This is a genomic window from Paracoccus sp. P2 (assembly GCF_046335115.1).
GTDB classification, from domain to species: domain Bacteria; phylum Pseudomonadota; class Alphaproteobacteria; order Rhodobacterales; family Rhodobacteraceae; genus Paracoccus; species Paracoccus pantotrophus.
Genome location: NZ_JBGOSN010000022.1, coordinates 35,949 through 57,648 on the forward strand (window position 1 = coordinate 35,949; position 21,700 = coordinate 57,648).

The following is a 21,700-nucleotide window of genomic DNA, read 5'->3' on the forward strand; positions in this document are numbered from 1 at the left end:
GGGCGCCCGGCTGTAAAAAGGGGAATGAAATGGATCTTGGGCTGCAAGGAAAGCGGGCGCTGATCACGGGCGCGTCCAAGGGGCTTGGCGCGGCGATTGCACGGTCGATGGCAGCCGAGGGTTGCAACCTGGTTCTGGTCGCCCGCGACGCCGAGCGTCTGGCCGCGCTTCGGGCGGACATCCTGGCCGATTCGCCGGACCTCGACATTCAGTTGATCGACATCGACATGCGCGCCCCTGGCGCCTGCGAGAAGATCGCGCAGGAGGCCGGCCAGCTGGACATTCTGGTGAACAATGCCGGGGACATTCCCGGCGGCACGGTGCTTGACGTGGATGAGGAGCGTTGGCGCAAGGCTTGGGATCTCAAGGTCTTCGGCTATATCAACCTGACCCGCGAGATCTATCGCAAGATGGCGGCCGCGCGGTCCGGGGTGATCGTCAACGTCGTCGGCACGGCGGGCGAGCGCCCGCGCGGGGATCATATCGCGCCCGCCAGCGGCAATGCGGCGCTGATCGCCTTTTCCCGTGCGCTTGGCCTGGATTCGGTGCATGAGGGCGTCCGTGTGCTGGCAGTGAATCCCGGCCCGTCGGAAACCGACCGCCAGATGGATCGCTGGAAGGCGCGGGCAGCCGAAAGGCTGGGCGATCCAGACCGCTGGCGCGAACTGGTGGCCGACTATCCGTTCGGTCGCATGGCCAGACCGCAAGAGATCGCCGATGTCGTCACCTTTGTGGCTTCCGAGCGCGCCTCCTACATGTCGGGCACCGCGGTCACGGTGGATGCAGGCGGGCATCACTGATCCCGAAACTCTCTAAAGAACATCAGATCGGAGGATGGCAATGACAACGAAAGTAGGCGTGATCGGACTGGGCGCCATGGGCGGAGCCTCGGCGCGGCGGCTCGTTGAGCAGGGATTCGAGGTCATCGCCTTCGATGTCCGCCCCGAGGTCGTGCGCGGGCTGAACATCTGCACCCCGGCTGCCTCGGTGGCTGAGCTGGCGGCGGAAAGCGATGTGATCCTGGCCTTCGTGCCCTATTCGCATCAGGTCGAATCCGTCGCCATAGGCGAAGGCGGCGTGCTGGAAAGCGCCCGGCCCGGAACGGTGTTCGTGAACATGTCCACCACCTCGCCCATGACCACGCGCAAGGTCGCGGCGGTGCTGGCGGAAAAGGGCATCGACATGATCGGCGCGCCGATGAACGGCGGACCCGAGAAGGCCATCGTCGGGCAGTTGGCGCTGGTGGTCGGCGGCGCCGATGCGGTGGTGGAAAAATGCCTCCCCGTGCTGGAATCGCTGGGCGACGTGCGTCATGTCGGCGACGTGGGCGCGGGCGAGGTGGCCAAGATCATCAACAACCTGCTTCTTGCGATCGCCACCGTTGCCAATGCCGAGGCATTGGTTCTGGGCGTCAAGGCCGGGCTCGACCCCGACAAGCTGGTCGATGCCGTGGCCAATGGCGTGGGCTCCAATCATTCCATGCGCAAGCAATATCAGTTGCATGTCCTGAAGGGCGATTTCGCCGAAGAGGGCCTCTTCTCGGTCGATTTCATGCGCAAGGATCTGGCATTGGCCTTTGAACTGGCAAACGAGCTTCAGGTGCCGCTGACCTTCGGATCCATGGCCGACCTGATGTATCAGGCGGTGCGTGCCAAGGGCCGCGCCGCGAACTATCATCCGGTAGTCGTGACCCTGCTGGAGGAATTGGCAGGGGTCGAGGTGCGCAGCCGTGCCTGATCAGGATGCGAACTGTCAAGGGATCGCGGAACGGCTTCGGGGAATCCTGAAAGCTCTGGCATCTGACAACTTCGCAACCCGGGCTTCAACGGAGCCGGACATTCTCACGCGTGCCCCGTCGCGCGCGGCACGTGGCCTCGGGGTGGATGACTGGCTGACCCGCGACGGGCAGACGTTTGTTCTGCCCTTCCTTTGATGAAACTGGAGAGCCGAAATGCCCCCAACCCTTTCGCAACTGCAAGGATTTCTTGGCAAGCGGGTTCAGCTTGCCTTTGTGACGACCGATCTTGAAAACACCTTGAAATTCTGGACCGAAGTCCTGGGCGTCGGGCCGTTCGTCGTGATCGAAAGCTCCAAAGGCGACCGCAAGGTCATCCATCGCGGCCAGGAAACCGCGATGGATATGACGCTGAGCTTTGCCTATATGGGCGATATCCAGATCGAGATCGTCCACCAGACGAATGACGAGCCGTCCACATACAAGGAATTCACCGATCGCGGCGGCGAGGGTCTGCATCACATCGCCTTCTGGCCCGAGGACTTCGAAGGCGCCTGCACCCATCTCGAAGCAAACGGCTTTGCCGAGGTGACGTCCTTCTACATGGCCGACGGTACCCGCAACGTCGCCTATTACGAAACGCCGGGTGCGGTTGGCGCGTTGGTTGAGATCGTGCCCATGACCCCGGCGCGGACCGCCTATTTCAGCCGTATCCAGCGCCTGTGCGAATCCTGGGACGGAGTGACGCGCCCGGTGCGCCGGTTTGCCGATCGGGCAGCCTTCCTCGCCTCAGGCGAAGGCGCGGAATGACAAACGCAAGACAGATCACGAAGGGATCGACCGAATGACCTCGCAGAATGGCGTGCCGCTGGACCGGCTGGAGTCGCATTTCACCCCCGATGTGGTGTCGGAAATCAAGGATAAGGCACTGTTCGCTGCGGTTGATGCCTTCTGGGCGTCGGTCTATGCTGGGCCGCATCTGTCGCTGCGGATGAAGGAACTGGTCATGGTCGCGCTGCACGGCTCGTCCAGTTCGCTCAACAAGCCCGCATTGACCCGCCATATCCAGCGCGCGTTGGCAGCAGGTGCGTCGGAAAGCGATGTGATGGACGTGCTGACCACGATCATTCCCCTGGCGAACCACCCGCTTTATATCGGCATTCCGGTCTTGCAGGACGAACTTCGCAAGGCGGGTCGCGCAGCCGAGGCCGAAATTCCGCCGATGGGCGCCGAGGCGCAGGCGATCAAGGACGATTTCGTTTCCCGCCGCGGCTACTGGACTGCGATGCGCGATACTATCGGGGCGCTGATGCCCACTTATTTCAAGGGCTTTATCACAGCCTGCATGGAGCCGTGGGAGAGCGGATCGCTGACGCCGGCCGAGCGGGAATTGATGTATATCGCCATCGACACCTCGATCACCCACACCTACGAGCCGGGAATGCGGATGCACATCCAGAACGCTTTGCGTTACGGAGCGACGCCGGAGCAGATCATGGAAGTATTTCAGTTGGCCGCTTTGCTGGGCACCGAAGGATATGTTCTGGGCCTGCAGGCACTTGCCGACAGTCGCACCTGAGGCTGTCGTATCGTTCGCCCTACATGCGGCTTCTCGCCAAATGGGATTTTCATGCAGCGCCACTGCATCTAGGATGCAGTGGCATTGAGCAGGAAGGGTCGGCACGACGTGAGCGAAGAAGTTACTACATCCGAAGAACCTGACCTGGAGCCCGTGAGCACGGACGGACCAGTCGAGGTCGAGCGGGACGGCGCAAGCAGCTTGACTAAGATGTTGAGTATTCTTGACCTTTTTACAGAGGATAGCCCAATCTGGTCGACGACGGATATCATTGACGCACTAGGGGCCTCGCGGTCGACCGGCTATAGGTACATCAAGGCCCTGAATAACGCCGGCCTTCTGAGTGCGGTCGGAAACGGATATTACATGCTGGGTTCGAGGATCATCGAACTGGACCTATTGATCCGCAGGACGGACCCATTGCTCCAGGCCGCAAAGGGCGTGCTGGGTCAGTTGGTTGACGCAACTGGCCACACGGCGTTGCTTTGCATGCTGTTTCAGAACTCGGTTTTGTGTATCGATGAGCACTTGGCGCCACTCAGTCCCAAGATGCTGTTCAGCCGTGGTCAACGCCGTCCGATGTTCAAGGGAGCCGTGTCGAAGATCATCCTCGCGCACCTGCCGAACCACCGCTTGCGTAGCATCTTTGCCCGGCGGCAAGGCACGATACGCGAAGCTGGTCTCGGTGAGACCTGGGACGAGTTCCGTGAAGGGCTTGCGCGAATCCGCTCCAATGGATTTGTCAAGTCGGTGGGAGAGTTCATCCCCGGCAATGTCGGTATCGCCGCCCCGATCTTCAATGCTGACAGCAATATCATTGGCAGCATCGGGATAGCCTGTAGCAAGGACGAGTTGCGCGACACTGACATGAACAAAGTGATCCTTTCGGTCAAGCGCGCCGCCAAAGAGATCACTCAGAGGATGAGTTCGGAAGACAGCGGACTGGTCCTGCCGCCGCGCGCGGTCGGTTGAGTTAACGCCCCTGTGGATTAGCTCAGACCGCCTCTGCCGAAAGAATGCGCTCCTTCCGGCAGAGCTGAATGACGTTAGCGGGTGATGAGCACAGAGGACACTGGCGTGACTTGGCGGACGGTCAGCCAACGTCCGAGCCGGGTCGGCAGCCGCGAACGGCTGCCTTAGGACTTTAGTCAAACAGCCCAGGCGCCGATTTCAGGTCTGCCGTCGAGGTCAGTTCATGCATTCGCTGGGTCGCATCGAACAGTGCCCGCGCGTCCCCGCCATCATGCGTCGTTTCGGTGCATTCCTGGAATTTTTCCCACAGCTCGTCTTCCGAGAGCGGGGAAAGGGCGTGACCGGGGATCTTTGATACCTTGCCGGTATCCAAAACTTCCCCGTTTTTCAGACGGATAACCACACGGTCATAGATCGAATGGGCTGGATCGCGCGGATCGTATTCATCGATGGGATCAAGGCGGACCTTCGGAAAGAAAGCCTGGATCTCGGGTTTCTGGACAACGTCGTCGGCCAGCTCGTTGACCGTCATCTTGCCGTTGACCACGGCCGTTGCCATCGCGAACTGACCGCTGAATCGCGCCTCGTGCGCAGTTTGGGGCCGTTCGTTGACCAGGACGGCGGTCTGTCCGCGGCCCATGGTGACGACAACGTCCTCCACATCGTCCGGCTGGATTTCGCGTCCCTCCAGCATGGCGGCGGTAGCCGCAAAGGACCGATGCATGAAATAACACGTCGGATAGCGCTTGATGCACAGCCGGTTCGTCAGGATGTGCCAGCTTTCACCGAGTGCCGAGGGTGAATCCCAATCAGCCTCCATCGTCGGCGAATAAGCAGTCAGATAGCCGCGCCGGTGCTCGAATGCGTTTCCGGCCGCAGTTGCCCCTCGCGCGGCCAACCGGGCCGAGATAACTCCGGCGCGGGCCGCCATCCCGACGTGATAGGGCTTGGTCATGGTGCCGAAATTGACCGCAAGCCCGCTGGCATGAGAGGCCGCCAGCGCCAGCGCCGCCGAGGCGCGCTCGGCCGGAAGCTTGCGCAGCACCGCGACAGCCGCCGCGGCGCCGATCACACCGAACACCGATGTCGGATGCCAGCCCTTAACGTGATACGAGGTGTTGCGGCGGATCAGCTCGGCCCAGACCTCGTAGCCCGCGACATAGGCAGTCACCATCTCGGCACCAGTCGAGCCGAGGTGTTCGCCCTCGGCCAGGATCGTCGCGACCAGAATGGCGCTTGGGTGCCCGGTCAGCGCTTGGTCGTCGTAGTCCAGGGCATGAGCAGCGGTTCCGTTGACAAGTGCGGCGTCCGGGGCCGAAATCCAAAGCTCGGACAGGCAGGCGCGGGCTTCCCTGGGGGCGGGGCCATAGCTGACCTCGTCCTTCACGATCCTGACGATCGGCTCGTTGATGCCTGCCATAATGACGCCGACCGTGTCCGTGAAGCCAAGGCAGGCAAGCTCGATCGCCTCATCGGGGATAGAGTCGAAACGGATATTCTCGAGGAAGATGCCAAGGTCGGATGTCAGAGTCATGATTTTTATCCCAAGTTCGGCGCCAGCCTTCCGGCTCGGTTTCTGGCATAATTGAAACAATATCCCGCAGTTTGAGAAATAGTCAACAGTGCCGCATGTCGCACTAGCCCTTTTGTGTAAGGGCGGTGGCTTACCCATGTCGTTTGCTTGCGTTGCCCGTCCTTTCCAAGCCGATCAGACAACGTCAACATTTCCTCAGGTGCCACAGCTCTCCAGCCGCGGCCGACCGGCGCCACCTGACGCTGTCGCTTCTCTTCGGATGCGATGAGGGCGAGTTTTGAATTGTAAATACTTGCATATTGTGGGATTATGTTTATTACTCGACTGGCTGGCGCGGCTGCAAATGGATCCGGGGGACGCCAGCCACGGCGCATGCATTTCATCGGGGAGGTAGTTGACGTGACCGACGACAGGGTGGGCTTTGTGGGGCTGGGTCGCATGGGTGCGGCCATGGCCGAACGTCTGCAGGCCGCCGGGGTGCCCCTCGTGGTATGCGACGTAAACCCGGACAATCTTGCCCCCTTCGTGGACGCCGGAGCAGAGGTGGCGCAAAGCGCGCGCGAGGTGGCGGATCGGGCGCGCCTCGTGTTCTCCTGCTTGCCAACAACCGAGCTGTCATTGCAGATCGCGCTTGGTCCCGAAGGGATCGCTGCCGGAAAAGCGGTCGAGGTCTATGTCGATACCGGCACGATCGGGGTAACGGCAGCCAGGGAAATCGCGTCGGCCATGCGCGCGTCGATCGGCTTTCTCGATGCGCCGGTCAGCGGCGGCCCGAACGGTGCCCGCGCGGGCACTCTGACAACGATGGTCTCTGGGCCGCAGGCGAGTTTCGCTGCCGTGCAGCCGATCCTGGCGATCATGGCCCCGCAGGTCTTTCATGTCGGCGAACAGGCAGGGCAGGCGCAACTGGCCAAGCTGATCAACAACCATCTGTCAGCGGCGGGCAGGCTGGCGGCTTTCGAGGGGCTGGTCGTCGCGATGAAGGCGGGGATCGACCCGATGCGCCTGTTGCAGGTGGTCAATGCCGGAACGGGCCGCAATCACACCACCCTGGAAAAGATCCCGGCGGCGGTGCGGTCGGGCCAGTTTGCGTATGGCGCGCGGCTGGCCAACAGCATCAAGGACGAATCCCTGCTGATGGACGAGGCCGCGGCCCTTGGTGTCCCGCTGTGGGTAGCGCCGCGCATGGTCGAAACGCTGAAAGCCGCCGCTGCCGCTGGATATCTGGACCAGGACAGCATGTTCCTGATCCAGTTCATGGGCGAACAGGCCGGCATCGACGCGCGCGCCTTGCTGGAATCCGCCGACGTGTGACCGCCGGGCAAACCAAAAGAGTGCTGCACATGCAAACTTACGACTATATCGTGATCGGTGCGGGATCCGCCGGATGTCCGGTGGCGAAGGGACTGTCAGACGATCCCGACACCAGCGTGCTTCTGATCGAGGCGGGGCCTGGGGCGGATCGCTTCTGGATCGACACCCCCGCCGGCATGGCGAAGATGTATTTCCACAAGACGTTGAACTGGAACTTCTTCACGGCGCCGATGGAGCGGCTTCGGAACCGCAAGATGTACTGGCCGCGCGGCAAGACGCTGGGCGGATCAAGCGCCATCAACGGGATGGTGTTCATCCGCGGCAGCCGCCACGATTTCGACAATTGGCGCGCGCTTGGCAATCCGGGCTGGGGCTATGACGAGGTGCTACCCTATTTCCGCAAGATGGAGAGCTATGAGCGTGGCGAGGACCAATATCGCGGCGCCTATGGGCCGCTGCGCATCACCGATCCGAACGTGAAGCTGCCGTCCAGCTATGACTTCATCGAGGCGGCCAAGAATGTGGGCGTGCCCTATACGGAAGACATGAATGGCGCCGTGCATGAGGGCGTCGGTTTTATCCAGCACAATATCAAGGACGGGCGGCGCTGTTCGGCCTATACCGCCTTTGTCGCGCCGGTGAAGGACCGTCGCAACCTGACGATCCGCACCGAATGCGAGGTGCAGCGCCTTCTGTTCGAGGGGCGCACGGCCGTCGGGATAGAAATCATCCACAACGGCCAGCGTGAAACGATCCGCGCGGCCCGCGAGGTGATCCTGTCGGCAGGCTCCCTGAAATCCCCGCAACTGCTGATGCTGTCCGGCATCGGGCCGGGGGACGAGTTGCGCAAGCACGGCATCGGGATCGTGCATGAAAGCCCCGGTGTGGGGCAGAACCTGCAGGACCATTTCTATGTGCATACCGGCTGGCGGGCGACGCCGGGCAGTTCATACAACGCCAACATCGCCGGAATGAGGAAATACTGGGAAGGCTTCAAATACCTGATGACCGGCAAGGGGTATCTGGCCCTGGGATCGTCGCAAGTGGCGGCCTTTGTGAAAAGCCACCCGGACGAACCGCATGCCGACCTTCAGATCAGCTTCCGTCCGATGAGCTTTCAGTACAACCCAAACGGCACCGTCGAGGTCGAGAAATTTCCCGGACTTGGCGTTTCGGTCTTTCAACTTCGCCCCAGCACCACGGGCACGGTAACGTTACGCAATACCAACCCGTCCGATCCCGCCGTTTTCACGCCGAACTTCCTGACCAGCGACTATGATACGCGGTCGGTGATCAGCGGCATCCACCAGATCCGCGAGATCATGGCGACCGAGCCGATGCGGTCGCGGGTCGTGGCCGAGGAGGTTCCGGGGCCGACGGTGCAGACCGATGACGAGATCGTCCGCTGGATGGAGGCGACCGGCAACTCCGCCATGCACCAGGTCGGCACCTGCAAGATGGGCAATGACCCGCTGGCCGTGGTCGATGAGCGACTGCGCGTCCGCGGGATCGACCGGCTGCGCGTGGTGGACGCGTCAATCATGCCGGTGATGACCTCTGGCAACACCAATGCGCCCACCATCATGATCGGCTGCAAGGCCGTCGAGATGATCATCGAAGACAATGTCCCGCGTCGTCCTGTCGCCGCCGCGTGATCGGAAGGAGAATCTCGCCATGACCCACCAATCAGACAGCCGGATCGGCCTCTTCATCGACGGCGAATGGATCTATGACCGGGCGCCCTGTTTCGAGGTCCGCAATCCGGCCACCGAGGAGGTGCTGTATCCGGTGCCCGGCGCCACCGCGGCCGACCTTCAGGCGGCCCTTCAATCCTCGGCGCGCGGTTTCCGGGTGTGGAGCGCGACGCCCCCGGCCGACCGCAACAAGATCATTCGCCGGGCGATTGCGTTGGTGCGCGACCGGGCCGAGGCGATCGCCCAGGCGATCACCCGCGAAAACGGCAAGCTGATCGCCGATGCCCGTGCCGAGGTGGAACGCTCGGCCAGTTTCTTCGACTGGGACATGGAGCAGGCCTTGCGCGCCTATGGCACCATCGTGCCGGGCGAGGCGCAGATGCAAAAGATGATCCTGCGCACGCCGATAGGCCCGGTTGCGGCCTTCACCCCTTGGAACGTGCCGCTCAGCGCGCCGGGACGCAAGCTGTCCGGGGCGATCTGTTCGGGATGTTCGATCATCCTCAAGGCGGCCGAGGAAACCCCGACCGCTGCCGTGATGATCGCGCAATGCTTCCACGAGGCGGGTCTGCCGAACGGGGTGCTGAACCTGGTCTTCGGCAATCCGGCCGAGGTGTCGGAAACCCTGATCGCCTCGCCCGTGACGCGGATGGTCACGCTGACGGGTTCGGTGGGCGTGGGCAAGCATCTGTCGAAACTGGCCGGGGCCGCGATGAAGCCGGTACTGATGGAACTGGGCGGCCATGCGGCGGTGATCGTCTGCCAAGGCACCGATGCCGCCGAGATCGCGCGCGCGGCGGTGCGGTCGAAAATCAGGATCAATGCGCAGTGGTGCGCCTGTCCGGGCCGGTTCCTGGTGCATGAAAGCGTCTATGACGCCTTTGTCGCCGCCTATGTCGATGCGGCGTCCCGCGTGCGGCTGGCAGAGGGCATGGACCCCGCGGCCGAACTTGGCCCGGTCACCAGTGAGCGGCGGTTGCAGGCGATGCAGCACTTTGTCGATGACGCGCTGGCCAAGGGCGGCAAGGTGGCCGTGGGCGGGTCGCGCGTCGGCGACCGGGGCTATTTCTATGCCCCGACGCTGCTGACCGACATTCCCGCCGATGCCGCGATCATGACCGAAGAACCCTTCGGCCCGGTCAGCGGCGTGGTGCCGTTCAAGACGCTGGAGGAAGCGATCGCCATCACCAACAGCCTCGATGTCGGCCTTGCCTCGTTCGGCTTCACCAACAGCCTGGAGGAAGCCGAACGCCTGACCCGCGAGCTGGAGGTCGGCGTGCTGTCGATCAACCATTTCGGCGCACCCGACCCCGATACGCCCTTCGGGGGGGTGCGGGACAGCGGCATCGGCCGCGAGGGCGGGCCTTGGAGCCTTGATTCCTACATGACCACCCGCACCGTTCTGCAAAAGACCGCCCGCGTGTGACGCGAGAGCTGCCCGAAAGGCTACCTGCCATGACTGACGACCGGGACATCGTTCACCATTTCGCCGATTTCGCGGCCGAGATCCGCTATGAGGATCTGCCCGAAGCCGCCCGCGATGCGGCACGCAAAAGCATCCTCGACACGCTGGGGGTCTGCCTGGCCGCCAGCGGGATGGAGCCTGCCGCACAAGCGATCATCGAGATCGTGCGCGAAACCGGGGGGCCGGGGCAATGCACGCTGCTGGGGTTTCCTGGCAAGGGGCCTGCGCTGATGGCTGCCTTGCAGAACGGCGGCCTTGCGCATTGTCTGGACTATGACGACCAGACCCCCTGGGGCCAGCACGCGGCCAGTTCCGTCGTGCCTGCGGTCTTTGCCCTGGCCGAGCGGCGAGGCGGCATCTCGGGGCGCGAGATGATCACCGCCGTCGCCATCGGGCAGGACATCTTTGCCAGGCTGCGCTGCAACGTCGGCTGGAAGAAGGACTGGAATCTGTCCACCGTGCTGGGCGTCTATGCGGGCGCCGCCGCAGGGGCGCGCGTGATGGGGCTGCCTGCCGCCCAGGTGGGGAACGCCATCGGGATCGCCTCGATGCAGTGCAGCGGCATCATGGAAATGGTAGCAGGACGCGGCAGCGACCTGCGCGGACTTTACGCCGGCTTCTCGGCAAAGGGGGCGGTGCTGGCCGCCATGATGGCCGAACGCGGCGTGACCGGCATAGACCGGATGTTCGAGGGGACCTACGGCTTCTTCAACAGCTATTTCGACGGACGCTATGACCGGGCGGCGATCCTGCGGAATCTTGGGACCGAGTTCCTGGGTTCGGGCACGCTTTACAAGCGTTGGCCATGCGTCGGCACATCCCACAGCCACATGAAGGCGATCATCGACATCGTCACCGAAAATGACCTGTCGCCCGAGGACATCGCCGAAATTCACCTGCATGTCGGCGACTATCACGACCTGATGTGCCAGCCGATGGCCGAACGCTGCGCCCCCGCCACGCTGGCGGACGCCAAATTCAGCCTGCCGTTCCTGGTTGCGGTGGCCGCAGTTCGGCGCGGGATGAGCGTGACCGATTTCTCGGAAGCGGGGCTGCGCGACGCGCGCGTACTGGCCACCGCGGCAAAGATGCGGCTGGTTGTGGATCCGGCATTGGACTGGAAACTGGAACTGCCCCCCGGCCGTGTCGAGGTGGTCGCAAAGGACGGCCGCCGTTGGCTGCGTGAAGGGCAGGGGGTTCCGGGCAATGCCGACAATCCGATGAGCTGGGATGGCGTCTATGCCAAGTTCGCTGAATGCGCCTCGGTCTCGGCGGTGCCGATTGCGGACGACAGGATCCTGCAAGCGCAAGGGTTTGCGCGAAATCTCGACGATCTTGACGACGCAACTGAACTGATCCGCGTTCTGGGCTGATAAGGGCATTTCCAGAACAGGGTATGGCCTGCGCGGCCGCCGCGGGTGCTTTGGACTTTGGCGCCGGCCCAGAATTTCTTATGTGATGCATCAGTTTTTTCAGTAAAATTCACTTGACAGAATCTCATCATTTCAGAAAAATTGAAGCAGAAGGGGCGGGCTCGGGGAGGACTGAACAGGCCCACGTCTGGGATGAACGGTAAAGCGGAGGGCAGGCAAAAGCCCGGCTGCCGGTTCTGAAACGGGAGGAGAAACTGCCAATGGCAAAGAACGTGATGCGTGTGCTGATGATGTCCAGCACGCTGATGATGGCGGCAAACCTGGCGGCTGCCGAGGACGTGGTGTTGGGCTATATCCCCGCCAGCCTTGAATATCCTTACAACGTGGCCACGGCGAAGGGGTTCGAAGAGCAGGCAAAGGAACTAGGCGCAACCGCGCTGATCGTCGATCCGCGCGGCAGCGTCGAAAGGCAGGCCAACGCGATCGACGACCTGGTGTCGCAGGGTGTCGATGGCGTGGCTGCGCTGACGCTGGACGGTGTCGTCGGGCAGGCTTGGGTCGACAGGCTGGCCGAATCCGGCATCCCCTATGTTTCGGTCGCAACTCAGATCGGCGACCCAGAAAAGCGTGCCTGGAACGACGTCTACCCGGGCATGGCGGCTCTGGTCGGCATGGACAATGTGCGGGCAGGCGAGTTGTCGGGGGAACTGGCAGCCGAGATGCTGCCCAGGGATCGCACGGCAAAGATCGCGATCATCGAGGGGGCGCCGGGTTATCCGCAGTCCCGGCAGCGCAGCGACGGTTTCAAGCAGGGACTGGACAAAGCCGGGATAAAATACGAGATTGTCTCGTCGCAGCCGACGGATTGGACGGCCGAGGCGGGTGAAGCCGTCTGCCAGAACGTGCTGATCGCCACGCCGGATGTTGACCTCTTCTTCAGCCAGGCCGATGACATGGCCATCGGCTGCAATCGTGCGCTTGAGGCAGCGGAGTCGGGCGCGCTGTTGATCGCGACCGGTGGCGGCTCAAGTCTGGGGCTGGCGGCAATCGAGGCGGGCGAAATTGATGCTTCGGTCTGCGACAGACCGGAATACCAGGGCCGGTTGGCGGCGAAAGCGCTGTATGACGCCGTGACCAAACCGGATTCGCCCAAGGGCCAGCTGGTCACCTTCGAGACGCCAAAGATCACCAAGGCCACGCTGGCCGACTGCCCGCCCGAGTGGTAAACCACGACAGCCGCTCTGTGACGGGCACCGTTTCCACCAATTGAAAAGCGCGGCAGGAAACTGCCGCGCTTTTGTGATGGCATCCTTGGATCAGATGCCCGAGGTCTGGCCACCGTCCACCACCATCGCATGTCCGGTGATGAAGCTGCCGAGGTCCGAGCAGAGGTAAAGCACGGTCGCAGCCATTTCTTCGGGGCGGCCCATGCGGCCTACCGGTTCCTGTGCGATGACGCGGGCACGGCCTTCGTCGGTGTCGCCGGTATAGCGGGCGATCATCGGCGTGTCCGTAATGCCGGGGCAGAGCGCATTGACGCGGATGCCTTGGTCAGCGAACTCCAGCGCCGCGACCTTCGAGGCGACCGTGACCCCGAACTTCGATGCGCAATAGCCGCCCTGCTGACGGATCGCCAGGACACCCGCTCCGGACGATGTGTTGACGATCGAGCCGCCGCCGGTTTGCAGCATCAGGGGGATTTGGTGCTTCATGCACAGGAACACGCTTTTCAGGTTCACATCCAGAACTCGGTCCAGCACGTCTTCGGGCAGATCGACGATGGTCGCGCCGGGCTGTTCGATGCCGGCATTGTTGAAGGCAAAGTCGAGCCGACCGAAGGCCGCGACCGTCTTGTCCAGCGCCTCCTTGATCTGCGCCGATTTCGTCACGTCGCAAGCAACGGCGATCGCCTTGCCGCCGCGCGCCGTGATGGCCTGCACCGTCTCGTTCATCCCGGCCTCCGAGATGTCGACGACGGCCACCGCGGCGCCAGCGTCGGCAAAGGCCTGCGCCGTGGCGCGACCGATGCCGCTGCCTGCGCCGGTGACGAAGGCTACCTTGCCAGTGAAATCGAACGTCGGATTTGGGGTCATGTCACTTTCCTGTCAGAGTGTGGCGATCCCTGCCAGCAGCCAGGCTCTGGCGAGGGTCTTTGGGATTACGGAAATGTCAGCCGCTGGTCTTCGATTTGCCGCCCTTGCCGCCGACGGTGTAGATGGCGGCGGCCACGACGACGACGATGCCCTCGATCAAACCCTGGTAGTTGGCGCCAAGGTTCAGGATGTTGAAGCCGTTGGTCAGCGAGTAGAGCAGAAGCGCCCCGGCCAGGGTCTTGATCACACTGCCCGCCCCCCCGAAAAGCGAGGTGCCGCCCAGAATCGCCGCAGCGATCACTGTCAGCTCTGCTCCGGTCAGGGCGGCGGGGTTGATCGACCGAAGGCGGCTGGCGAACAGGATGCCCGCAAAGCCCGCCGCAGACGAGCACAGGACGAACGACATCAGCTTGTAGCGGGTCACATTGATCCCCGACAGCCGGGAAGCCTCGGGGTTTCCGCCGACCGCGTACAATCTGCGCCCGACCATCGTGTAGGTCAGAACGAACCAGGTTCCGATAGTGAAGATCGCCATATAGATGACGGGATTGCGCAGCACCAGCGTTCCGCCCGTCGCCCATGCAAGCCCTAGCAGGAGAAGCCCGCCGACCACCAATCCAATGGCGGAAGCGGTCAGGCCCGACCCGGACTTGCGGGCCTTGGCGATATCGGCGGCGGCAAGGCCCAAAAGCACGAACCCAAGGACGACGATCAGCCAGCCCACCTCATGCCTGCCACCTTCGAATGCTCGCATGGTTTCCAGCACCGAAGGGTCTGAGACCGAAAGCGACCGGCCGTCAGTATAGATCAGCACCAGCCCCCGCACGGCCGTCATCGTCCCCAGGGTCACGATGAATGCATTGATGCCGAGAAACTGCACGATCGCCCCGTTGAGAAAGCCGATCGCAGCCGCAACCAGGATCGCAACCAGGGCGGCGGGCCAGAATCCCATCGCGTCGGCATTGCCGATAAGCACGGCAGCAGACAGCGCGGCAACCGAGGCCACCGACAGGTCGAAGTTTCCGCTGATCAGCACCACGGTCATCGCCACGGCCATGATCGAGATCAGCGAAGCTTGATAGATGACGTTCGTCATGTTCATGACGCTGAGGTAATTCGAGCTTCCCATGTAAGAGGTCATGACGGTCAGCACGAAGATCAGCAGGACGAGGGCGTAATAGACCCCCATCTCCCGCAGGCCAAAGGCACGGCGCAAATCCGGCTTCCGGACAGCAGGGGTGGCCCCTCCAGGATTGCCCGGCTCGGTCGTGCTGCGTTGGTTTATCGTAGACATGATTGGTTCTCTCTGTCGGGCAATCAGTGGTCGGCCGCGACCAGGGTGGCGCTTTTCCCCCCGCTGATCAGCAGCAGTTCGTGTTCCGAGGTCTCGTGGGTCTTCCGTTCGGCAACGAGTTCGCCGTCCCTCATCACCAGGATGCGGTCGCTGACGGCGAGCAGTTCCTCGAAGTCGGATGACACGAAGATCACCGCTTGGCCCTGTTCGGCCAGTTGACGGATCAGCAGCAGGATGTCGGCCTTGGCGCCGATGTCGATGCCGTGGGTCGGTTCGTCCATCAGGAACAGCCGGACATCACTGAAAAGCCACTTCGCGATCGTGACCTTCTGGGCGTTGCCGCCGCTGAGTTCTGTCACGAGGATATCGGGCGAGCTGGCCTTGATGCCGAGGCGCCGGATCGCTTCCCAGCCGCGCTCACGCTCGCGCGAGGCCAGCGGAAGCATGTTTGCCAGCGAGACGCCCCCCAAGGCAGGCAATGTCGTATTCCGCCATATCTCGAAATCGGGGATCAGCCCCTGGCCCATCCGTTCCTCTGGCACGAGGCCAATGCCGGCGCGCACCGCAGCGCCGGTGGACCGGCCCACAGGGATTCCATCCAGCAGCACATTGCCGGTGGCGTGGCGGTCCGCGCCAAAGATCGCGTGTAGCAGTTCGCTGCGACCGGATCCCAAAAGCCCCGCGACGCCGATCACCTCGCCGCGCGCGATCTGGAGGGAAACCGGCTTGAGCTTGCCCGGCGAGCCAAGATTGCACAACTCCAGGCGAGGCCTGTCGTCCTGGGCCACGATATTGCGGGCGCTGCGTTCGGCACTGGCCTTTTCCAGGGCGGTGATCTGCTTGCCCACGATCGCCTCGGCGATCTTGTCCTCGTCAACGTCGCTGGTATTCGCCCGCATGACCGTCTGACCGTCGCGCAGAACCGTGACCTGATCCGTCAGCGCCATCACCTCGTCCAGAAAGTGCGAGACGAACAGGATAGCCTTGCCCTCGCCCTTGGAAAGGCGCCGCACCGTCTGGTAGACCAGTTCGCGTTCTTCCGCCGCCAGCGAGGCGGTGGGTTCATCCATCACGATCAGATCCGCGCCGCTGCCGATCGCCTGATAGATGGCCACCATCTGCCTTTCGCCGATGGGCAGGGAACTGACCAATGTGTCGGGGTCGATCCTGTAGCCGACGCGGTCGCAAATCGCGGCGAATTTCTTGCGCAATTCGCCAGAGCGGCGCCACAGCCCGCCTTGTCCCAAGTAAACGTTCTCGAGAACCGAAAGACCCGGAACCAGCGGGATATGCTGATGGATCGTTGCCACGCCCATGTCGTTTGCGGCCTTGGGGCTGGCCCAGCTGACCGGCTGGCCGCGCCAGATGATCTCCCCCTTCGTGGCGGCAAATGCCCCGGACAGGATCTTGATCAGCGTTGATTTTCCGGCGCCGTTCGCGCCAAGAAGCCCATGTACCTTACCCATCTGGATATCGAGATCGACACCTCGCAGCGCGACCGTGTTGTTGCCGAAGATCTTGGCAATACCCGCAAGCCGCATGATCGGCGCGTCAGGTTGTGCTGACATGCACTCTTCTCCTCCTCCCCTATGGTAGCAGTCCCGACAATAATCCGTTGTCGGTCTGCCTGATCAGCCCACTCACCCAAGGTTTGGGCTGTGCGCGATGGCACGCCCGCGAGAAGAACTGCCCCTTCCTGATCAAGTATTATCTCTCTATTTGGGATTACGTCAATAAATTTCACTGTGCCAACTTCGGCCCACGCGACATGATGCCCGCATAGCGACGGCACGAACCGTTCTTGATGACGATCTTGGTCAGTGCTGGGAATGCTCTCCCGCACAAAATTATCCGCTGTTTCTGCACGATAACCCATCAGATCTGCCAACGCCGAGCGCCACCTCTGTAAGTGTACTGGGGAAGAAGGATGATTCCGGGACCAGAGCGGCTCATGAACACAAAATCCCGTCTATTGACATGTTTACTGAAGGATGCCTATGTCATGACCAACAGTGCGGTGCCGGCGCGATGGACGGGCCCGCGCACAAGTAAGGTCGGGTCAGCAATCACCGTGCCCGCCCATTGCCCTTCAACCTGCTGGGAAGTACATGACCGATCCAATTGCGACACATGCCCCGAAAGACTCCGGCGTTCCTGAATTTGCACGCGATTTCAGCGTGGAAGGGCGGGTCGTTATCGTGACAGGGGCAGGGCAGGGCATTGGCCGCGAGTTGGCGCGTCAGTTCGCGGCTGCCAGGGCGATCGCCATTGTCGCGGATCTGAACCCGGACAGAGCCGCTTCCGTCGTGGCCGAGATCGAGACGGCAGGTGGGCGCGCGATGGCCGTCTCGGTCGATATCGCCAGCCGCGAATCGGCCGAGGCGATGGTGGCGGCGGTGATCGGGAAATACGGTCGGGTCGATGCCCTGATCAATAACGCCGGCATCTTCGCCACACTGAACAAGCGAACCTTCGACCAGATCCCGCAGGCCGAATGGGAACTGGTGATGAAGGTCAACGTCACCGGAGTCTTCAACTGCGTCTGTGCCGTCGCCCAGCCGATGCGCGATCAAGGCTTCGGCCGAATCATCAACCTGTCGTCGGATTCGGTGCACAAAGGCACGATGAATTATCTGCACTATGTCACCTCCAAATCGGCGGTGATCGGCATGACGAACTCGCTCTCGCGCGAACTCGGTCCCCACGGCATCACTGTAAATGCCATCCGTCCCGGCAGCGTCGCGACCGAGGTCGAGCGGACCCACAACCCGACAACCGAAATTCGCCAGCGCAACGCCGATCTCCAATGCATCCCCCGCGGCATGGTTCCGACCGATCTGGTCGGCCTGACCATGTTCCTGACGACCAACGCCGCGGCTTTCATCACCGGCCAGACCATCGCTTGCGATGGCGGCTATACCCACAGCTTCTGATCGGGAAGAGGCACTCGCATGGCACATTATCCCCATCATTATATCGACGGCGCATGGTGCGCTCCCTCTGGCCCGGGCCAGCGCGAATTGGTCGATCCGGCCACCGAGGAGATGTTCGCCACGGTCGCCAACGGCGGCACCGCCGAGGATGTGGATCGCGCCGTCCGTGCCGCGCGCCGCGCGTCGGAGTCGCTCGCGCATACCAGCGTAGATGCCCGTGCCGAGATGATCGACGCTATCGTTACCGCATACGAAGCCCGCGTGGATGAGTTCGCCGAACTGATCGCGCGAGAGATCGGGGCGCCAGTCAGCGCGCGGGCGCAGGTCACCGGCCCGATCGGCCACATGAAGGTCGCCCGCGACCTGCTGACCTCCTATCGGTTCGAAACCCGTATGGGCGACACGATCATCCGCCGCGAGCCGGTCGGGGTCTGTGCACTGATCTCGCCTTGGAACTGGCCGATACAGACGCCGGTTATCAAGTTCATCTATGCGCTGGCGGCGGGCTGCCCCTCGATCATGAAAGGGTCCGACGCTTCGCCGCTGAGCGGCATCTTCCTTGCAGAGGTAATCGAGAAGGCGGGCCTTCCGGCGGGCGTGTTCAATCTGATTCTGGGCCGCGGCCGCGTGGTGGGCGAGGCGATGTCGGCCCATCCCGAAGTGGATCTGGTGTCCTTTACCGGATCCACCGGCGCGGGCATCAAGGTGGGCGAGGCGGCAGCACGGACGGTCAAGCGCACCGTGCTGGAGCTGGGGGGCAAGTCGGCTAATATCGTGTTGCGGGATGCCGACCTCGAGGCGGCAGCACGCTGGAACATCGGGCGCTGCTTCTTCAACACCGGGCAAAGCTGCCACGCACCCAGCCGAATGCTGGTTCATGAGAGCCAAATCGAATCCGTCTTGCCGATTCTTGCCGATGAAGCGGCGAAGTTTCATCTTGGCGATCCGCGCGATCCGGCGACCACCATGGGACCGGTCGTGAATTCTGCCCAGTTCGACAGCGTGCAGGACTATATCCAGAAAGGTCTGGACGAGGGAGCACGACTGGTCTGCGGCGGCCCGGGCAGGCCGCAGGGCGTGAACCGCGGCTATTTCGTGCAACCAACCGTCTTCAGTGACGTGACGCCCGAGATGACCATCGCGCGCGAGGAAATCTTCGGCCCCGTTCTGGCCGTGATGCCCTATCGCAGCGAGGCGGAGGCGCTGGAAATCGCCAACGACTCGATCTTCGGCTTAGGGGGATATGTGTTCGCGGGCGACACGAAGCGGGGCTACGAATTTGCCAGCGGCCTGAAGGCTGGGCGGATCTGCTTCAACGGTGCCGCGACCAATTCTCTGACGCCGATGGGAGGCTATAAGCAATCCGGCGTCGGCCGGTCGATGGGCGTGTTCGGTCTGGAAGAGTATCTGGAGATCAAGTCAATCTACGGGTTTGCCGAAGATGCAGCGCAGCTGCCCGAACTGATGAGATGACAGTCAGCGGACCGCTGCGCGATCCTCCCTAGCAGGCTGCTGAAGAAGTCCGCCCTCGACCGGGTCCGAAGAACATGATTCATCCTCCGCAGGCTTTTGCGGAGGCGATGATGCGTGGGGCGGACGAGACGAGCGGGTCGCTGTTTAGCTATGTCGATCTGGAGGACCGCATCCCCACGCGGCACCCGCTGCGCAAGATCAGACATGTGGTGAATGAGGCGCTGGCCGGCCTTGATGCCGAGTTCGCGGCGCTCTACACCGACTTCGGTCGCCCATCGATTCCGCCCTAGCGGTTGATCCGGGCCAGCCTGATCCAGATCCTGTTCTCGGTCCGCTCCGAACGGCAACTGATGGAGCAGATGCACTACAACCTCTTGTTTCGCTGGTTCGTCGGCCTCGGCATCGACGATCCGGTGTGGGTGCCTACGGTCTTCACCAAGAACCGCGACCGGCTGCTGACGATGGAGATGTCGCGCAAGGTGATGGCGGCGATCCTGGCCCATCGCAAGGTCGCGCCGCTTTTGTCGGATGACCACTTCTCGGTTGATGGCACTTTGGTCAAGGCCTGGGCGTCATGAAGAGCTTTCAGCCGAAGGCCGAGAATGCGCCGCCCGACGACGATCAGGGCGGCCCGCCCCACCCCGACACCTCTGCCGAAGACCACCCCGAACCGCCCGCTTCCGAGACACACCTGATGCCCCGCCCCGACCGCCAGTCCCGCAATGCCGAAGTCGACTTCCGGGGAGAGAAACGCTCAAACGCCACCCATGTCTCGACAACCGACCCCGACGCGCGGCTCTACAAAAAGTCGCCCAGCACCGGCGCGATGCTCTGCTTCATGGGCCATGCCCTGATGGAGAACCGGAGCGGCCTGATCGTGCAGGCCGGTCTCACGCGTGCCGACGGCCATGCAGAACGGCGGGCAGCGCTCGACATGATCCACGCCCATTCTCCGGGCTCGACCCGCAAACTGACGCTTGGCGCGGACAAGGGCTACGACAGCGCCGACTTCGTCCGCGACCTGCGTCAGGCCTGCGTCACGCCCCACGTCGCGCAGAAATCCCGGCATTCGGCGATCGACGGCCGCACGACCCGGCACGAGAGCTACGCGCTATCCCAGAAGCACCGAAAGCGGATCGAGGAGCCGTTCGGCTGGGGCAAGACCGTCGGCGGCCTTGCCCAGACCGTTTACCGTGGCATCGAACGGGTCCGCTCCCGCTTCGTGCTGACCATGGCCGCAAACAACCTCGCCCGGCTGCCACGGCTGCTCGGGGTGTAACAAAGACATTGCTCAGAGGCCCGTCCTACCCCGCCGTCGGCAAGCCCCGCAACCTCGGCGGCCGTCAGATCGGGAAACTGTTCCGAGAGCGTGACTTCTTCAGCGGCCTGCTAGTGCTTTGGTCCGCCTGACGCGGCCCGCCTGACCGACGGGTCGCCCTTTCTTAGTGGAAGGTGCGTCCACCATCGACGGCCAGCGTCGCGCCGGTGATATAGGCGGATTCGGCCGAACTCAGGAACAGAAGAGCCTGCGCGATTTCGGTTGGATCGGCCACGCGGCGCAGGGCATAATTCCCGACATTGGCGCGGAAGCCGTCGGCCATCGGCGTGTCGACCATACCCGGCGCGACGCAGTTCACCCGCACCGCGGGTGCGATATCCGCAGCGAGCGCCTTGGTCATGGCGACGACGCCGCCCTTCGACGCCGCATACGCCACAAGCCCCGGCGCATTCGGTAGGATCCCCGCCCCCGAGGCAATGTTGACGATGGTGCCGCTCTTGCTTTCGCGCAGCCAGGGGAGGCAGCTGCGAGCCATCAGGAAGCTGCCCGTCAGGTTGACGGCAAGCACCTTGCCCCAAATCTCGGGGGTGATCTCGGCCGTCGGTCCGGTCAGCATGATGCCGGCGGCGTTGATAAGCCCATCAATCCCGCCAAGCGCCTGCGCGCCTTGGGCAATGGTAGCCTCGACCGCGGCGGCGTCGGTGATGTCGACCTCCAGCGCCAGCCCCTGCCCCGCACCCAGCGTGGCCTTGGCCCCGGCGCCATTGAGGTCGACCAGGATTACCTGCGCGCCCTCGGCCATGAACAGCGCGGCGGTGGCCTTGCCGATCCCCGAGGCCGCCCCGGTGATGACGATGCGGCGCCCGGAAAGGCGGAGTGCGGTGGAAGTGGGCAGATCGTTCATATCGGTTTTCCTTGGTTCAAGTCGTCGCCGGCAAGACCGCGCAGACCCTGCCGGCGAA

General features: G+C 62.9%; 17 protein-coding genes and 1 pseudogene. 13 read left to right on the forward strand and 5 right to left on the reverse strand.

The window, feature by feature from the left end; all coding sequences use genetic code 11:
• Positions 1 to 29 precede the first annotated feature (29 nt).
• From ACDP63_RS14745 to ACDP63_RS14765, 5 genes are all read left to right on the forward strand, one after another.
• Complete coding sequence (locus ACDP63_RS14745; protein ID WP_409928172.1) at positions 30 to 800, forward strand: short-chain dehydrogenase/reductase; 771 nt, start codon at positions 30 to 32, stop codon at positions 798 to 800.
• A 40-nt stretch (positions 801 to 840) separates the two neighbouring features.
• Positions 841 to 1,737, forward strand: a complete 897-nt coding sequence (locus ACDP63_RS14750) for an NAD(P)-dependent oxidoreductase (protein ID WP_409928173.1) — start codon at positions 841 to 843, stop codon at positions 1,735 to 1,737.
• A gap of 214 nt (positions 1,738 to 1,951) precedes the next feature.
• Positions 1,952 to 2,545 carry a VOC family protein gene (locus ACDP63_RS14755; protein WP_409928174.1) on the forward strand — a complete coding sequence of 198 codons (594 nt, stop codon included), beginning with the start codon at positions 1,952 to 1,954 and terminating at the stop codon, positions 2,543 to 2,545.
• A 34-nt stretch (positions 2,546 to 2,579) separates the two neighbouring features.
• Positions 2,580 to 3,314 carry a carboxymuconolactone decarboxylase family protein gene (locus tag ACDP63_RS14760; RefSeq protein ID WP_409928175.1) on the forward strand — a complete coding sequence of 245 codons (735 nt, stop codon included), beginning with the start codon at positions 2,580 to 2,582 and terminating at the stop codon, positions 3,312 to 3,314.
• Positions 3,315 to 3,422: 108 nt separating this feature from the next.
• Positions 3,423 to 4,286: an IclR family transcriptional regulator gene (locus ACDP63_RS14765; protein WP_409928176.1), complete on the forward strand. Its 864-nt coding sequence runs from the start codon at positions 3,423 to 3,425 to the stop codon at positions 4,284 to 4,286.
• 172 nt (positions 4,287 to 4,458) lie between these two features.
• Here ACDP63_RS14765 and ACDP63_RS14770 read toward each other — a convergent pair whose 3' ends face one another.
• Positions 4,459 to 5,820, reverse strand: a complete 1,362-nt coding sequence (locus ACDP63_RS14770; RefSeq protein WP_409928177.1) for an MmgE/PrpD family protein — start codon at positions 5,818 to 5,820, stop codon at positions 4,459 to 4,461.
• A 372-nt stretch (positions 5,821 to 6,192) separates the two neighbouring features.
• On the opposite strand from ACDP63_RS14770, the gene ACDP63_RS14775 reads away from it, so the two are divergent.
• From ACDP63_RS14775 to ACDP63_RS14795, 5 genes are all read left to right on the forward strand, one after another.
• Positions 6,193 to 7,134, forward strand: a complete 942-nt coding sequence (locus ACDP63_RS14775) for an NAD(P)-dependent oxidoreductase (protein WP_409928178.1) — start codon at positions 6,193 to 6,195, stop codon at positions 7,132 to 7,134.
• 29 nt (positions 7,135 to 7,163) lie between these two features.
• Positions 7,164 to 8,789 carry a GMC family oxidoreductase gene (locus ACDP63_RS14780; RefSeq protein ID WP_409928179.1) on the forward strand — a complete coding sequence of 542 codons (1,626 nt, stop codon included), beginning with the start codon at positions 7,164 to 7,166 and terminating at the stop codon, positions 8,787 to 8,789.
• 19 nt (positions 8,790 to 8,808) lie between these two features.
• Entirely contained in the window at positions 8,809 to 10,254 is a 1,446-nt protein-coding gene (locus ACDP63_RS14785) for an NAD-dependent succinate-semialdehyde dehydrogenase (protein ID WP_409928180.1), read from the forward strand.
• 29 nt (positions 10,255 to 10,283) lie between these two features.
• Positions 10,284 to 11,666: an MmgE/PrpD family protein gene (locus tag ACDP63_RS14790; RefSeq protein ID WP_409928181.1), complete on the forward strand. Its 1,383-nt coding sequence runs from the start codon at positions 10,284 to 10,286 to the stop codon at positions 11,664 to 11,666.
• 260 nt (positions 11,667 to 11,926) lie between these two features.
• Positions 11,927 to 12,892, forward strand: a complete 966-nt coding sequence (locus ACDP63_RS14795; protein WP_409928182.1) for a sugar ABC transporter substrate-binding protein — start codon at positions 11,927 to 11,929, stop codon at positions 12,890 to 12,892.
• Positions 12,893 to 12,982: 90 nt separating this feature from the next.
• On the opposite strand, the gene ACDP63_RS14800 is transcribed toward ACDP63_RS14795, so the two are convergent.
• From ACDP63_RS14800 to ACDP63_RS14810, 3 genes are all read right to left on the reverse strand, one after another.
• A complete protein-coding gene (locus ACDP63_RS14800) occupies positions 12,983 to 13,759 on the reverse strand; it encodes a glucose 1-dehydrogenase (RefSeq protein WP_409928183.1) in 777 nt (258 codons plus the stop codon).
• Positions 13,760 to 13,835: 76 nt separating this feature from the next.
• A complete protein-coding gene (locus ACDP63_RS14805; protein WP_409928184.1) occupies positions 13,836 to 15,053 on the reverse strand; it encodes an ABC transporter permease in 1,218 nt (405 codons plus the stop codon).
• 23 nt (positions 15,054 to 15,076) lie between these two features.
• Positions 15,077 to 16,621, reverse strand: a complete 1,545-nt coding sequence (locus ACDP63_RS14810) for a sugar ABC transporter ATP-binding protein (protein ID WP_409928185.1) — start codon at positions 16,619 to 16,621, stop codon at positions 15,077 to 15,079.
• A 540-nt stretch (positions 16,622 to 17,161) separates the two neighbouring features.
• On the opposite strand from ACDP63_RS14810, the gene ACDP63_RS14815 reads away from it, so the two are divergent.
• From ACDP63_RS14815 to ACDP63_RS14825, 3 genes and pseudogenes are all read left to right on the forward strand, one after another.
• Complete coding sequence (locus tag ACDP63_RS14815) at positions 17,162 to 17,986, forward strand: SDR family NAD(P)-dependent oxidoreductase (RefSeq protein WP_409928186.1); 825 nt, start codon at positions 17,162 to 17,164, stop codon at positions 17,984 to 17,986.
• 18 nt (positions 17,987 to 18,004) lie between these two features.
• The gene (locus ACDP63_RS14820; RefSeq protein ID WP_409928187.1) at positions 18,005 to 19,459 is read left to right on the forward strand and encodes an aldehyde dehydrogenase family protein; all 1,455 of its coding nucleotides are present in this window, start codon (positions 18,005 to 18,007) and stop codon (positions 19,457 to 19,459) included.
• A 110-nt stretch (positions 19,460 to 19,569) separates the two neighbouring features.
• A pseudogene (locus tag ACDP63_RS14825) lies at positions 19,570 to 20,738 on the forward strand (IS5 family transposase).
• A 163-nt stretch (positions 20,739 to 20,901) separates the two neighbouring features.
• Here the strand turns inward: ACDP63_RS14825 and ACDP63_RS14830 are convergent.
• Entirely contained in the window at positions 20,902 to 21,642 is a 741-nt protein-coding gene (locus ACDP63_RS14830; RefSeq protein WP_409928188.1) for an SDR family NAD(P)-dependent oxidoreductase, read from the reverse strand.
• Positions 21,643 to 21,700: the final 58 nt, after the last annotated feature.

Bases quoted from the DNA above. Each gene is read 5' to 3' on its own strand.
- ACDP63_RS14800 (WP_409928183.1), bottom strand. From the start codon at position 13,759: ATGACCCCAAATCCGACGTTCGATTTCACTGGCAAGGTAGCCTTCGTC.
- ACDP63_RS14780 (WP_409928179.1), top strand. From the start codon at position 7,164: ATGCAAACTTACGACTATATCGTGATCGGTGCGGGATCCGCCGGATGT.
- ACDP63_RS14830 (WP_409928188.1), bottom strand. From the start codon at position 21,642: ATGAACGATCTGCCCACTTCCACCGCACTCCGCCTTTCCGGGCGCCGC.
- ACDP63_RS14770 (WP_409928177.1), bottom strand. From the start codon at position 5,820: ATGACTCTGACATCCGACCTTGGCATCTTCCTCGAGAATATCCGTTTC.
- ACDP63_RS14760 (WP_409928175.1), top strand. From the start codon at position 2,580: ATGACCTCGCAGAATGGCGTGCCGCTGGACCGGCTGGAGTCGCATTTC.
- ACDP63_RS14795 (WP_409928182.1), top strand. From the start codon at position 11,927: ATGGCAAAGAACGTGATGCGTGTGCTGATGATGTCCAGCACGCTGATG.
- ACDP63_RS14775 (WP_409928178.1), top strand. From the start codon at position 6,193: ATGCATTTCATCGGGGAGGTAGTTGACGTGACCGACGACAGGGTGGGC.
- ACDP63_RS14785 (WP_409928180.1), top strand. From the start codon at position 8,809: ATGACCCACCAATCAGACAGCCGGATCGGCCTCTTCATCGACGGCGAA.
- ACDP63_RS14820 (WP_409928187.1), top strand. From the start codon at position 18,005: ATGGCACATTATCCCCATCATTATATCGACGGCGCATGGTGCGCTCCC.
- ACDP63_RS14815 (WP_409928186.1), top strand. From the start codon at position 17,162: ATGACCGATCCAATTGCGACACATGCCCCGAAAGACTCCGGCGTTCCT.
- ACDP63_RS14750 (WP_409928173.1), top strand. From the start codon at position 841: ATGACAACGAAAGTAGGCGTGATCGGACTGGGCGCCATGGGCGGAGCC.
- ACDP63_RS14745 (WP_409928172.1), top strand. From the start codon at position 30: ATGGATCTTGGGCTGCAAGGAAAGCGGGCGCTGATCACGGGCGCGTCC.
- ACDP63_RS14790 (WP_409928181.1), top strand. From the start codon at position 10,284: ATGACTGACGACCGGGACATCGTTCACCATTTCGCCGATTTCGCGGCC.
- ACDP63_RS14755 (WP_409928174.1), top strand. From the start codon at position 1,952: ATGCCCCCAACCCTTTCGCAACTGCAAGGATTTCTTGGCAAGCGGGTT.
- ACDP63_RS14805 (WP_409928184.1), bottom strand. From the start codon at position 15,053: ATGTCTACGATAAACCAACGCAGCACGACCGAGCCGGGCAATCCTGGA.
- ACDP63_RS14810 (WP_409928185.1), bottom strand. From the start codon at position 16,621: ATGTCAGCACAACCTGACGCGCCGATCATGCGGCTTGCGGGTATTGCC.